The organism is Polaromonas sp. P3_A5, from assembly GCF_056403055.1.
The window spans coordinates 1,428,559-1,441,177 of sequence record NZ_JBFUGF010000001.1; the positions used below are offsets into that span (position 1 = coordinate 1,428,559).

Below are 12,619 nucleotides of genomic sequence, written 5' to 3' on the forward strand. Positions count from 1 at the left end.
TCACGACAACAGACCACCGCGCAGGGGCTCTCCAGACCAGCAGGGGCCGCGGAACCGGCTTTGCCGGGCCGCAGGCGCAGCGCCCCCTCGGGGGGCAGAGAGTTACACGAAGTGAACGAACGTGGGGGCTCAATACCGTGGAGGGTCAGGCACATAAGACGGGTTTCCTGACTGCGGGAACGGATCAGGGATGGGGTTGCGCGCGACGGGTTCGCGGATCACACCGCTGGCGATGAGGTTCTCGCGGCTGTCGTAGCGGATGCGGATGACCTCGTTGGGCTGTGTTTGCAGGCGCGCGAAGGTGGTCTGCGATACCAGTGAGTTTTCCCGTGCGCCGTGGCCCGTGCCCAGTTTGGGGGCTGGCAGGGGGGCGGAAGGCAGCCTTCTGACCCGGCCTTCGGACAGGGCAGAAGCTTCCGCGCTGCCGCTGGCGCGGTCGGCCAGCGCGGATTTTCCGGCGGTGGATGATTCCGCCAAAGGTGCCGGTGGAGCTGATGAAGGCGAGGGGGCGTTTCGCAGGCCCAGTGATGCGTCGGCCTCGCGCTCGTTGCGGCCGGAATAGGCGGGCGCCTGGGCGACCGGCTCGGGAGCTTGCTCCCTGAAGAGCGCCACACCGATCACGCCGACGTTGCCGGGCCTGCCGGTGCGGCCGGCGTAAGAATCCCCAAGCGCAGAAAATTCAAATGCCGCGACCTCGCTGCTGCTTTTGCGCCAGCCGGTGACCTGGTACTGCTGCCAGGGTGAAAACACATAACCGGTCTGGTCCCAGGCTGCGGTTTCGCCGCTCAGCACGTTCACGCCGTCGACGGCGGTCACGGCCAGTACCCGTTCACCGAGCTTGTTGCGCACGGCGATGGCGTATTTGGCGCCGTACTGGCCGGCCACCCAGTATTCGCCGCGGTGGTGGTACAGCGGCAGTGTGGCGCCGGTGTTGCGGTCAATCACGGTCACATCGGCCAGCCGGCCGACGGCCTGCGCGGGTAGGGCGGCCATGGTGAGGATGGCCAGCAGGATCGAAGAGGCAAGAAGGGGGGTTTTCACGTGAGCTCCAGAAAGTGGTGGAGCCCATTGAAACGAAGGGGCGAGGGAAATGGGGTTAAGCCGGCCTGAAAAGGGCCAGACCGGGTCGGCCGGTTGCTATGTATTTGATAGCTGCTTGCGCCCGTTCAGATTGGGTTAAGGGGCGATTTGTCTCTCCGAAATTGTCAGCGTGGCGCCGGAAAGCCGCCGGGCGCTTATTTCGGCATAAAAAACTTGTCGAACAGCACGGTCAGGGGCGCGAAGTCCTGCGTGAAGCGTGTGCGGTTCACGAAATAGGCTTCGCAGGCCACGGCAAAAAATTCGGCCGGTGACCTGGCGCCATAGCTGTCCAGCCATGGCGGCTCGGCGCCGAAACGTGTGGCCATGGCGACTTTTTCGCAGAACCCGTCGTAAGCCGGCTGCATGACCGCATGCCACGAGGTGAGGGCACTGCGCGTGGGCAAGGGCGGGCAGCCGTCGGCGGCGCCATCGCGCATGTCGATCTTGTGGATGAATTCGTGAATTACCACGTTGTGGCCGTGCTCGGCCGAGTCGCCCGCGCCCGCCACGTCCTGCCAGCTCAGTGTGACGGGGCCGCCCTGCATGGCTTCGCCCAGCAGCTCTTCGCTGTAGTGGTGCACCACGCCGGCCTGGTCGGTGACCTGGCGGCGCGCCAGCATGGCGCCGGGGTGAACCACGATGCCCTTGAAGTCGTCGTACCAGCGCAGGCCCAGGTGCAACACCGGCAGGCAGGCTTGTGCGGCAATCGCGACCGCCATTTCATCGGTGACCTTCAGGCCGTGTGCGCCGGTGAATTCCTTTTGCTTCAGGAATTTGTCGGTCAGTGCGTTCAGCTCTTGCAGCTCGGTGACCGGCCGCCGGGCCAGAAAAGGGAACTGCAGCAGGGTGTCCATCCACAGGGTTTCCGGGATGGTTTTGGCAGGGGCTTTGGAGCCGCCAAGTGTTCGTAACCAGTTCAGCATGGGATGAAGGTTGTGGTTAAGCGAAATGAAACAAGGGTCAGCACAGCGCAATCCTTTGCAGCCCGCCTGCGGACAGGCGCAGCACTTCCGCGCGCGGCGCCGGGGCGCCCAGGTCCCAGTCGCTGAGCACCACGCGCGACAGGCCGCCACCCAGGTCATGCACGGCAGGCTTGTGCGTGTGGCCGTGAATCAGCGTGCGGGAATTGGCCGCCTGCAGCCACTGGCGCGCAGCCCGGGTGTCGACGTCGGCATATTGTGCGCCGGACTTCTTGCGCGCTTCGCTTTGCTCGCGCAGCCCGCGCGCAATCGCCTGGCGTTCGGCCAGCGGCCTGGCCAGGAAGGTGCGTTGCCATTCGGGGCTGCGGACCTGGCTGCGAAAGTTCATGTAGTCGACATCGTCCAGGCACAAGGCGTCACCATGCGACAGCAGCCAGCGCCGCCCGGTGCCGGCGGGAAAAACCAGCACGGTCGGGTCTGCCAGCAGAGTGGCGTTGCACAGGTCCATCAGGGCCTGGCCCACCAGGAAGTCACGGTTGCCGTGCATGAAAAACAGGGCCAGCCGGCCTGCAGCATTGCCCATGGCCTGCACGCAGCGCGCGTCAAAGCCGGCGGCAGGGTCCAGCAGGTCGCCTTCCACGGCGTCATCGCCGACCCAGACTTCAAAGAGGTCGCCCAGGATGAAGACCGCATCGGCCGGCGTGGTTTCAAGATAGTGCTGCCAGGCCGCAAAAGTAGCCGGCTCCGAGGCTTGCAAATGCAGGTCGGAAATGAAATCGACCGTGCGCCACACGGGCGGAGCCGGCAGCTCCGCCATGGGGGGCACGGCCTGGGGGGTGTTCACCGGCTGGATTTCGGCAAGCGCGGCCCGAAAGGGCACTCAGGCCACTGCAACGGCTTTTTGGATGATCACGTCTTCCATCGGAACGTCGTCGTGGAAGCCCTTGCGGCCGGTCTTGACGGCCTTGATCTTGTCGACGACGTCGGTGCCGGCCACTACCTTGCCGAACACGGCATAACCCCAGCCCGATGCGTTCGGTGCGGTGTGGTTCAGGAAGCCGTTGTCGGCCACGTTGATGAAGAATTGCGAGCTGGCCGAGTGCGGTGCGTTGGTACGCGCCATGGCTACGGTGTAGTTGTTGTTCTTCAGGCCGTTGTTGGCTTCGTTCTCGATTTCGCCGTCGGTAGGCTTTTGTTTCATGCCCGGCTCAAAGCCGCCGCCCTGCACCATGAAGCCCGGGATGACGCGGTGAAACACCGTGTTGGCGTAATGGCCCTTGTTGACGTAGTTCAGGAAGTTGGCAACGGTCTTGGGTGCCTTGGCGGCGTCGAGCTCCAGCGTGATGACGCCGTATTCGGCGATGTGTAGGTCTACTTTGGGATTGCTCATGATGGTGTCCTGTAGGGCTGTGTCAATTAATTGACGAGGGTTGCTGATTTGATGAGAACGGGCGTCTTGGGAACGTCCGTCGGGAAGGGGCCGCCGGCGCCGGTGGGCACGGCCTTGATCCTGTTCACGACGTCCATGCCGCTGACGACCTTGCCGAAAACGGTGTAGCCAAAGAGCTGGGGTGCGTTGACGAGCTGGGCGCGCGGGGTGTTTTCATAGACGCGGCCCTGGTATTCAAACTTCGGAACCGGGTCTCCGGGGGGAATCACCGTGGGGTTCAGGAAATCGTTGTCCTTCACGTTGATGAAGAACTGCGACGAGGCGGAGTTGGGGTCGTTGGTGCGCGCCATGGCCAGGGTGCCGACCACGTTTTTGGGGCCGCCCTTGGCGAGCGCCTCACGGCCTTCATGCGGCACCGGCGGGCGGGTTTTCTTCTCGGCGTAGGTGGCGTCGTAGCCGCCGCCCTGCACCATGAAGTTGCTGATCACGCGGTGGAAAATCGTGCCGTCGTAGTGTTTGTCCTTGACGTACTGCAGGAAATTTTCAACGGTCTTGGGCGCCTTGTCGGGATAGACCTCGACCACGAAGTCGCCTTCGCTGGTGACGAACTTGACCTTGGGTGCGCTTTGCGCGAGCGCCGGACCGGCCAGGAGGGCCACGCCCGCCGCCGCTACTGCTGCGAGTGTGGCGCGGCGCAAGGGAGAAAACACCGCGAGCGCGGCAAACGTCCTGTGAACTGCCATCAAATGGTTCCTTCGAAAAAAATCTTCCACTGGTTTCCCTGGCGGATCCAGTACTGGCGTTTGGTGCGGCCGGTTTTGGCGCCCTTGATCAGTTCGCCAAAGGTTACCACCATCGTATCGGTGCTGTCGGTCCAGCGCAGGTAAGAAACGTCCTTGAGCAGGATGTCGCGCCCACCGAGTTGCTTGAGCTCGCTTTGCAGCAGCGGCGTCCATTCGGCCAGCGTCTTGCCGTAGCTTGTGAAGTCGGGTGTGTACCAGGTTGTAAGTTTGGCCATGTCGCCGCTGGACTTGGCATGGTGCCAGCTTTGCAGCGCGGTTTCGAACGACCGGGTGTCGGCCGCCAGTGATTGCGGCGCCACCCATTTGAGGCTGTGGGCAATCACGACGGGCGTGCTGCGCACCTCGACGGTGCGGATGATGCGCTCCAGGTCGGGGTTGGCCAGCACGACGCATCCGTCGGTGGACAGCGGTGCCCGGGAAAACTGCGCCGGTGGTGTCCCGTGCAGCCAGATGCCGCCGCCGGTCTTGCCGCGCTTGACATCGAGCTGGTTGGGGTAGTTGATGGGCAGCGCGCCCGAGCCGTAAAAGTCGCGCAGCGATTTGGGGTTCAGGTTGCTGGTGATGTAGTAGACGCCGACCGGCGTGCGCAGGTCGCCTTCGACGGATTTTTCAATACCGGATTTTCCAACCGAGATGTAATAGTCCGCCACGAGTTTGAGGCCCGCGCTGGTGTTTTCAAACAGGTAAAGGCGTGACCTGGACGCATCGACGGCAATGGCGTGTTTGTTACGCGATGAAAGCACCAGGAATTGCGACGGCACCAGGCCGGGGGCGGGCCTCTCGCGCAGCGCGCGCAGGCGCAGCAGCGACTCCTGCCGCAACTCGGCCAGCAGGGCTGCCGCGGCCTTGGCAGCAGCGTCTGGAACATCGCCGGGCGTGCGCACAGGGCGTGTAAAGCCGGCCAGCAAGTCGCCGTAAACCAGTTGGGCCAGCTGGAAGTTGGGGTGGTCCTTCACGAGGCCTTCGGCCTTGCGCAGGGCTTCGCGTGAATTTGCCTGGCCGATCAGTTTGTAGATTTCAATCAACCGGGCTTCCGCTTCGCCGCCGCGCGCCTCATGCGGGGCGGAGGCTTTTGCCGGGGCGGGCCGCTTGGTTGTGTGCGCGCGGGTTTCGGCCCGCGCAGGCGAAAAGGCCAGCACCAGGGACGGTGCGATGAAGAGAAGCATTGCGGCCGCTTTTTTCATGCGGGCTTCCACGAAAGTTTGCCGGCCAACACAGACGGACAGGAACAGGCTGAACAATGCACTTGGGTCAGGCCGGCCGCCAGCGATCAGCCGCCTGTGGATTCCTTGACGATGACCCAGCGATCACCGGCCTTGGCCATCTCCAGCGTCTTGCGGCTGGAAATATTGATGGAGTCGGCGCTGTAGTCCTGCTTGAACCTGGCCGTGGCCTTGGCGCCCTGTACGGCGATGGCCAGGTCGGAGAGCTTGACGCTGATGCGCGACTTGCCGACGATGCGCGCGCGGCGGTCTTCTTCCCAGGCCTTGCGTGCCTGCTTGCCGGGAGGTGCAAAGTTCTGGCCGTAGCTGCTGAGGTAGCCGTTCATGTCCTTGTCGGACCAGGCCTGAGCCCAGCTGCGCACGGCTGCTTCGACTTCTTTTTCGGTGCCTGCGGCGGCAGCCGGTGCTACGGGTGTTGCCGGTGGCGCGGCAGGAGCAGGCGCTGCGGCCACCGGGGCTGCCGGCGCTGGCTTGGCAGCCGCTGCGGGAGCCGCAGGGGCCGTTGTGGCCGGGCCAGACGTCGGTGCGCCGGCAGCCGGCTTGGTCGGGCTTTTTGATTCGGCGGAGAACAGGGTGCGGATCAGTGCCAGCTTGGGCGGAACGGCAGCGTTGCCGCCGTCGAGTTGCAGGGCCTTGCTGTAGGCCTGGCTGGCGAGCCTGGCGTAGACGTCGCCCAGGTTTTCATGTGCGGTGGCGTAGCTGGGGTTGGTCCGGATCGCCATTTCAAGCGCCGCCCGGGCCTTGTCGAACTGGCTCTGGCCGGCATACAGCACGGCCATGTTGTTGTAGGGCTCAGGCAGCTCGGGGTAGTCTTCGGTGATTTTGGTGAAGGTCGCGATCGCGTCGCTGGTCTTGCCGGTTTCGGTCTGGATCACGCCCTTGAAGAAACGCATTTGCGGGTCGCGCGGCTTGCTGGCGAGGTACTGGTCAACCTTGGCCTGCGCCTCGGCATACTGGCCGGCACGCATCAGGCGGCTGACGTCGGCGTAGTCGTCGGCATGGGCAACGGACACCGACAGGGTGACCGCCACGGCCAGCATGCGCAGGGCGGCGGACAGCGGATTGCGTGTAAGGAAGTTTGGCGTGGGCATGGCACTCTCGCGATTTGTTTTAAAGCCCCCGGTGCTGTTTTGGCAGCCGTTGGGCGGAAAGTCAACATAAACAGCCAGGCTTTTCAGGGCGCTCCGGGAGCCGCTGAACGTTGTCCGACGGGCTGGATATACTGGGCGATTGTAACTGAGGGGGGTATAGTTCATGGCCCCCAGAATCCCGTACTTTCCGTTTTTATCGCACGTTTTCGCGTGTACGCCGAATGGCCCTTGCCCGCCCGCGGCGTCCGTGAGATAAAGCTTCTTTCCTTTGCCTGACCACCGGCTGCTTCCGGCCGATGCCAGGCTTCGCAGCATAATTTTCATGAGCCTTCGCATTTACAACACGCTGTCGCGTGCCGTGGAAGAATTTTCCCCGCTTGATCCCGGCCATGTGCGCATGTATGTGTGCGGAATGACGATTTACGATCTCTGTCACATCGGCCATGCGCGCATGATGATGGCGTTCGACGTGGTGCAACGCTGGCTCAAGGCAAGCGGCCTGAAGGTTACGTATGTGCGCAACATCACCGACATCGACGACAAGATCATCAAGCGGGCGGTTGAGCGCGGCATCACCATCCGCCAGCTGACCGACGAGATGATCGCGGCCATGCACCAGGACATCGGCGCGCTGGGCATAGAGCCTCCATCGCTGGAACCCCGTGCGACTGAGTACGTGCCGCAGATGCTGGGCATGATCGCCACGCTGGAGGAAAAAGGCCTGGCCTACAAGGGCTCCACCGGTGACATGAATTACGCGGTGCGCAAGTTTCCCGGCTACGGCAAGCTCTCGGGCAAGTCACTCGACGAGCTGCGCGCCGGCGAGCGCGTCGCTGTGCTCGACGGCAAGGAAGACCCGCTGGACTTTGTGCTCTGGAAAAGCGCCAAACCCACCGAGCCCGACGACGCCAGGTGGGACAGCGCCTATGGCCCCGGCCGTCCAGGCTGGCACATCGAGTGCTCGGCCATGTGCCGCGGCACGCTGGGCGAGACCTTCGACATTCACGGCGGCGGCGCGGACCTGCAGTTTCCGCACCACGAAAACGAGATCGCCCAGAGCGAGGCGGCCAACGGTAAGCCGCTGGCCCGCTTCTGGGTGCACAACGGTTTTGTGCGCGTCGACAACGAAAAAATGTCCAAGTCGCTGGGCAACTTCTTCACCATCCGCGAAGTACTGGCCAAATACGATGCCGAAACCGTGCGGTTCTTCATCGTTCGCGCCCACTATCGCAGCGCCCTGAATTACAGCGACGCCCACCTGGACGATGCGCGCAACTCGCTCAAGCGGCTTTATACGTCGCTGGATCTCGTCAAGCCGGCAGCGCTGCCGACCGACTGGGCGCACCCGTTTGCGCAGCGCTTTAAGGCGGCCATGGACGAAGACTTCGGAACGCCGGAGGCCGTGGCAGTGTTGTTTGAGCTGGCGGGTGAAGTCAACCGGACGGGCTCTGCCGAACTCGCAGGGCTGTTGAAAAACCTGGGCGGCTGCCTGGGCCTGCTGCAGGGCGCGCCTGGGGCCTACCTTCAGGCAGGCGCCGGCCTTGACGACGCCAGCGTCCAGCAGCTGATCGCGCAGCGGGCAGCTGCGAAGCTGGCAAAAGATTTCGCCGAAGCCGACCGTATCCGCAAGGACCTGCTGGCCAAAGGCATTGTGTTGAAGGATTCGCCCGCCGGCACCACCTGGGAGGTGCAATCGTGAGGTTCCGGGTTGTTTTTTCACCCTGTTTTTCAAGCCATTTCGGCCTCCAGACCAATAAGGACCGGCGCAAGCAGCTATGAAAAAGATAGTGAAAAGCGGCCCGGGCAGCGCCGAGCTGGCCGACGTTCCCGAGCCGGCCACCACGGTGCCCGAGTATTGGGCCGATGCCTGCAAACACCTGGTGAAAAAAGACCGCGTGATGAAGCGGCTGATTCCCTTGTTCGGCGACGCCTGCCTGCAAACCCGCGGCGATGCCTTTGGCACCCTGGCGCGCAGCATCGTGGGCCAGCAAATTTCGGTCAAGGCGGCGCAAAGTGTCTGGGCCAAATTTTCGGCGTTGCCGAAAAAAGTGACGCCTGCCAATGTGCTGCGCCTTAAAGTTGACGACATGCGCGCGGCCGGGCTGAGCGCCCGCAAGGTCGAATACCTGGTGGACCTGGCGATCCACTTTGATGCCGGCACCGTCCACGTCAAGGACTGGGCGGCGATGGACGATGAGGCCATCATCGAAGAATTGGTGGCCATTCGCGGCATCGGCCGCTGGACGGCCGAGATGTTTTTGATTTTTTACCTGATGCGACCGAATGTCCTGCCGCTGGACGATGTGGGGCTGATCACCGGCATCAGCCAGAATTACTTTTCGGGTGAATCCGTCAGCCGAAGCGACGCGCGAGAGGTGGCCGCCGCCTGGTCGCCTTACTGCAGCGTGGCAACTTGGTATATTTGGCGCTCTCTGGACCCATTACCGGTTCTGGGTACCCCCACGGGTACCGAGCAAATTTAAGTTTCATGAAGCCCTGAGGAGCAGCACATGGCGAAGAAGACCTTCCTCGATTTCGAGCAACCGATTGCGGAGCTTGAAGGAAAAATTGAAGAACTGCGCTACGTACAGACCGAGTCGGCTGTCGATATCTCTGAAGAAATCGACCAGCTGGCCAAAAAGAGCCAACAGCTCACCAAAGACATCTACAGCGACCTCACGCCCTGGCAGATCACCAAGATCGCCCGCCACGCGGAACGTCCCTACACCCTGGATTACGTCAACGAAATCTTCACGGATTTTGTTGAGTTGCACGGCGACCGGCATTTTGCCGACGACCTGTCCATCGTGGGCGGCCTGGCGCGCTTCAACGGCACCGCCTGCATGGTGCTGGGCCACCAGAAGGGCCGCGACACCAAGGAACGCGGCCTGCGCAACTTCGGCATGAGCAAGCCCGAGGGCTACCGCAAGGCCCTGCGCCTGATGAAAACTGCCGAGAAGTTCAAGCTGCCGGTGTTCACCTTTGTCGACACGCCCGGCGCTTACCCCGGCATTGACGCCGAAGAGCGCGGCCAGTCCGAGGCCATCGGCCGCAACATCTTTGAGATGGCGCAGCTCGAAGTGCCCATCATCACCACCATCATCGGCGAAGGCGGCTCCGGCGGCGCGCTGGCCATCTCGGTGGCCGACCAGGTGGTCATGCTGCAGTATTCAATCTACTCTGTCATCAGCCCTGAAGGCTGCGCGTCCATCCTCTGGAAAACCTCCGACAAGGCGCAGGAAGCCGCCGAGGCGCTGGGCATCACGGCGCACCGGCTCAAGGCCCTGGGCGTGATCGACAAGATCGTGAACGAACCCGTGGGCGGCGCCCACCGCGACCACAAGCAAATGGCCGCTTTCCTGAAACGTGCGCTCAACGACGCCTTCCGCCAGGTCAGTGACCTGAAGGTCAAGGAGCTGCTCGACCGCCGCTACGAGCGCCTGCAAAGCTACGGCCGCTTCACCGACACCAAGGCCGACGCCGGCAAGTAAGGCGCCCCGGCACAAGCTGGAGCGACAAGACGATGGCCCGCCACCATGCGCAACCCCATGGTGTTGAGGCCGAGAGTGACAGCGCCGCGATCGCCGTGGCCGCTGCGATTTCCCAATTTCAACCTGCTTTGCCGCTGGCCGTTGCGCTCAGCGGCGGCGCCGATTCTGTCGCCTTGCTGGTAGCCTGCGCCGAGAAATGGCCGGGGCAGGTTCACGCCATTCATATTCATCACGGCTTGCAGGCGGCGGCCGACGACTTTGAGCAGCACTGCGTTGCCCTCTGCGCGCAGCTCAATGTGCCGCTAATCGTCCAGCGGGTGGACGCCCGTCATGCTTCTGGCGAGAGTCCGGAAGACGCGGCGCGCAAGGCACGTTATGCGGCGTTTAAGGCTGCAGCCCAGGAAGGATATGCGCAAGCGGCTATTAAAAACATAGCAATTTCCCAGCACGCCGATGACCAGGTGGAGACCATGCTGTTGGCGTTATCACGCGGCGCGGGGCTGCCCGGGCTGGCCGCCATGCCGGCGAGATGGGAGCGTGACGGCATGACCTATTACCGTCCGCTGCTGACGGTGCCCGGGGCATTGCTGCGCGATTGGCTGGTGACGCGCGGCATCACCTGGGTGGAAGACCCGACCAACACCGACGAGCAGTTCACACGCAACCGCATCCGGGCCCGCCTGCTGCCCGCGTTGGCGCAAACCTTTCCGCAGTTTCGCGAAACCTTTGCACGCAGCGCGCGTCACGCGGCCCAGGCGCACGGGTTATTGGTCGAGGTGGCACAGCAAGACCTGGTTGTCGTGGGAACCCCCCCGGTGATCAAATCCCTGCAATCCCTGTCACAGCCGCGGCAGGCCAATGTGCTGCGTTATTGGCTGACGCTGCAACAAGCCACTCCCAGCGCAGCACAGCTCGACCAACTGCTCCTGCAAATCGCCGCCTGCACCACGCGCGGGCACCAGATCCACCTCAAGGTGGCGACCGGGCATGTCACGCGCACTGGCCAGGTGCTGAACTATGCGGCTGCAGGGGATAAGGCGAGCTAACCAGGTAGTAGTCCCTAGGTATAATTGAAGGCTTTGCTGGCGCGAAATCGCCGTTAAAAGCCCTCAAACGGGCGCTTTTACACAGGTTCCCGGCAAAAAATCCGCAACAACTCCTGATTGACATCCTGCAATGGCATTGATCGTTCATAAATACGGCGGCACGTCGATGGGCTCCACCGAGCGCATCCGCAATGTCGCCAAGCGCGTGGCCAAGTGGGCGCGGGCCGGCCACCAGATGGTGGTCGTTCCCAGTGCCATGAGCGGCGAAACCAACCGTTTGCTCGGCCTGGCCAAAGAACTGGCACCCGCCAGGACAAGCGATGCTTATGGCCGCGAGCTTGATGCGCTGGCCGCTACCGGCGAGCAGGCTTCCAGCGCATTGCTGGCCATTGCGCTGCAGGCCGAAGGCATGCAGGCCGTGAGCTACGCCGGCTGGCAGGTCACCATCAAGACCAACAATGCCTACACCAAGGCCCGCATCGAGTCCATCGACGGTGAGCGCGTACGCGCCGACCTGGACGCCGGCAAGGTCGTCATCATCACCGGCTTCCAGGGCGTGGACGAGGCCGGCAACGTCACCACACTCGGCCGCGGCGGCTCCGACACTTCGGCCGTGGCCATTGCCGCGGCTCTCAAGGCGCACGAATGCCTGATTTACACCGACGTCGACGGCGTTTACACCACCGACCCGCGCGTGGTGCCTGAGGCGCGCCGCCTGCACACCGTGAGCTTTGAAGAGATGCTGGAGATGGCCTCCATGGGCTCCAAGGTGCTGCAGATCCGCTCGGTGGAATTTGCCGGCAAATACAAGGTGCCGCTGCGTGTGCTGTCCAGCTTCACCGAATGGGACATCGACATCAACGAAGAAGCCAAGTCAGGCACTTTGATCAGCTTTGAGGAAGACGAAAACATGGAACAAGCCATCGTATCGGGCATCGCTTTCAACCGCGATGAAGCCAAAATTTCCGTGCTCGGCGTACCCGACACCCCGGGTATCGCGTACCAGATCCTGGGCGCCGTGGCCGATGCCAACATCGAAGTCGACGTGATCATCCAGAACGTCAGCAAGGACGGCAAGACCGACTTCAGCTTTACGGTTCACCGCAACGATTACTCCAAAGCCATCGACCTGCTGAAAACCCAGGTGGTGCCCAAGCTGGGCGCGCAGGAAGTCACCGGCGACGCCAAGATCTGCAAGGTCAGCATCGTCGGCATCGGCATGCGCAGCCACGTGGGCATCGCCAGCAAGATGTTCCGCGTGCTGAGCGAAGAGGGCATCAACATCCAGATGATCTCCACCAGCGAAATCAAGACCTCGGTCGTCATCGACGAGAAATACATGGAGCTCGCCGTGCGGGCCCTGCACAAGGCTTTTGACCTGGACCAGCCCGCCACCTGAAAATGGCTGAGAAGTCGTGAGATAATCGATTTATTGGAAACGTGACCGAGTGGCCGAAGGTGCTCCCCTGCTAAGGGAGTATGGGGTGTAGAGCCTCATCGAGGGTTCGAATCCCTCCGTTTCCGCCAAGACTACCGACTCTCTCCCGCATGGGGCAGAGTCGGTTTTTTTGCGCC

General features: G+C 62.8%; 12 protein-coding genes and 1 tRNA gene. 6 read left to right on the forward strand and 7 right to left on the reverse strand.

What is annotated here, in order from left to right:
- Window positions 1-129: 129 nt before the first annotated feature.
- The 7 genes from AC1DU8_RS06895 to AC1DU8_RS06925 form a co-directional block, all read right to left on the reverse strand.
- Window positions 130-1,041, reverse strand: coding sequence for a hypothetical protein (locus AC1DU8_RS06895; protein WP_477726576.1), 912 nt, complete (start codon window positions 1,039-1,041; stop codon window positions 130-132).
- A gap of 194 nt (window positions 1,042-1,235) precedes the next feature.
- On the reverse strand, window positions 1,236-2,003 hold the full coding sequence (locus AC1DU8_RS06900) for a M90 family metallopeptidase (RefSeq protein WP_457280262.1): 768 nt from the start codon (window positions 2,001-2,003) through the stop codon (window positions 1,236-1,238).
- Between the two features lie 37 nt (window positions 2,004-2,040).
- Complete coding sequence (locus AC1DU8_RS06905; protein WP_477701959.1) at window positions 2,041-2,817, reverse strand: UDP-2,3-diacylglucosamine diphosphatase; 777 nt, start codon at window positions 2,815-2,817, stop codon at window positions 2,041-2,043.
- Between the two features lie 63 nt (window positions 2,818-2,880).
- Window positions 2,881-3,390, reverse strand: coding sequence for a peptidylprolyl isomerase (locus AC1DU8_RS06910; RefSeq protein ID WP_457280264.1), 510 nt, complete (start codon window positions 3,388-3,390; stop codon window positions 2,881-2,883).
- Between the two features lie 26 nt (window positions 3,391-3,416).
- The gene (locus AC1DU8_RS06915; protein WP_457280265.1) at window positions 3,417-4,133 is read right to left on the reverse strand and encodes a peptidylprolyl isomerase; all 717 of its coding nucleotides are present in this window, start codon (window positions 4,131-4,133) and stop codon (window positions 3,417-3,419) included.
- Entirely contained in the window at window positions 4,133-5,377 is a 1,245-nt protein-coding gene (locus AC1DU8_RS06920; protein ID WP_457280266.1) for a L,D-transpeptidase family protein, read from the reverse strand. Before AC1DU8_RS06920 ends, AC1DU8_RS06915 begins: the two co-directional genes overlap by 1 nt.
- 86 nt (window positions 5,378-5,463) lie before the next feature.
- Window positions 5,464-6,507, reverse strand: a complete 1,044-nt coding sequence (locus tag AC1DU8_RS06925; protein WP_457280267.1) for a L,D-transpeptidase Cds6 family protein — start codon at window positions 6,505-6,507, stop codon at window positions 5,464-5,466.
- Between the two features lie 322 nt (window positions 6,508-6,829).
- On the opposite strand from AC1DU8_RS06925, the gene cysS reads away from it, so the two are divergent.
- The 6 genes from cysS (at window position 6,830) to AC1DU8_RS06955 (ending at window position 12,571) form a co-directional block, all read left to right on the forward strand.
- Complete coding sequence (gene cysS, locus AC1DU8_RS06930; protein WP_457280268.1) at window positions 6,830-8,206, forward strand: cysteine--tRNA ligase; 1,377 nt, start codon at window positions 6,830-6,832, stop codon at window positions 8,204-8,206.
- Window positions 8,207-8,282: 76 nt separating this feature from the next.
- Window positions 8,283-8,990, forward strand: coding sequence for a DNA-3-methyladenine glycosylase family protein (locus AC1DU8_RS06935; RefSeq protein ID WP_457280269.1), 708 nt, complete (start codon window positions 8,283-8,285; stop codon window positions 8,988-8,990).
- 27 nt (window positions 8,991-9,017) lie between these two features.
- Complete coding sequence (locus AC1DU8_RS06940; RefSeq protein ID WP_092131429.1) at window positions 9,018-9,998, forward strand: acetyl-CoA carboxylase carboxyltransferase subunit alpha; 981 nt, start codon at window positions 9,018-9,020, stop codon at window positions 9,996-9,998.
- Window positions 9,999-10,030: 32 nt separating this feature from the next.
- A complete protein-coding gene (gene tilS / locus AC1DU8_RS06945; RefSeq protein ID WP_477726577.1) occupies window positions 10,031-11,044 on the forward strand; it encodes a tRNA lysidine(34) synthetase TilS in 1,014 nt (337 codons plus the stop codon).
- Between the two features lie 130 nt (window positions 11,045-11,174).
- Window positions 11,175-12,443 (forward strand): aspartate kinase, encoded by a 1,269-nt coding sequence (locus AC1DU8_RS06950; RefSeq protein ID WP_457280272.1) that lies wholly within the window; start codon window positions 11,175-11,177, stop codon window positions 12,441-12,443.
- A gap of 35 nt (window positions 12,444-12,478) precedes the next feature.
- Window positions 12,479-12,571 (forward strand) — tRNA-Ser (locus tag AC1DU8_RS06955).
- Window positions 12,572-12,619: the final 48 nt, after the last annotated feature.

Bases quoted from the DNA above. Each gene is read 5' to 3' on its own strand.
- AC1DU8_RS06900 (WP_457280262.1), bottom strand. From the start codon at position 2,003: ATGCTGAACTGGTTACGAACACTTGGCGGCTCCAAAGCCCCTGCCAAA.
- AC1DU8_RS06905 (WP_477701959.1), bottom strand. From the start codon at position 2,817: ATGGCGGAGCTGCCGGCTCCGCCCGTGTGGCGCACGGTCGATTTCATT.
- AC1DU8_RS06910 (WP_457280264.1), bottom strand. From the start codon at position 3,390: ATGAGCAATCCCAAAGTAGACCTACACATCGCCGAATACGGCGTCATC.
- AC1DU8_RS06915 (WP_457280265.1), bottom strand. From the start codon at position 4,133: ATGGCAGTTCACAGGACGTTTGCCGCGCTCGCGGTGTTTTCTCCCTTG.
- AC1DU8_RS06920 (WP_457280266.1), bottom strand. From the start codon at position 5,377: ATGAAAAAAGCGGCCGCAATGCTTCTCTTCATCGCACCGTCCCTGGTG.
- AC1DU8_RS06925 (WP_457280267.1), bottom strand. From the start codon at position 6,507: ATGCCCACGCCAAACTTCCTTACACGCAATCCGCTGTCCGCCGCCCTG.
- cysS (WP_457280268.1), top strand. From the start codon at position 6,830: ATGAGCCTTCGCATTTACAACACGCTGTCGCGTGCCGTGGAAGAATTT.
- AC1DU8_RS06935 (WP_457280269.1), top strand. From the start codon at position 8,283: ATGAAAAAGATAGTGAAAAGCGGCCCGGGCAGCGCCGAGCTGGCCGAC.
- AC1DU8_RS06940 (WP_092131429.1), top strand. From the start codon at position 9,018: ATGGCGAAGAAGACCTTCCTCGATTTCGAGCAACCGATTGCGGAGCTT.
- tilS (WP_477726577.1), top strand. From the start codon at position 10,031: ATGGCCCGCCACCATGCGCAACCCCATGGTGTTGAGGCCGAGAGTGAC.
- AC1DU8_RS06950 (WP_457280272.1), top strand. From the start codon at position 11,175: ATGGCATTGATCGTTCATAAATACGGCGGCACGTCGATGGGCTCCACC.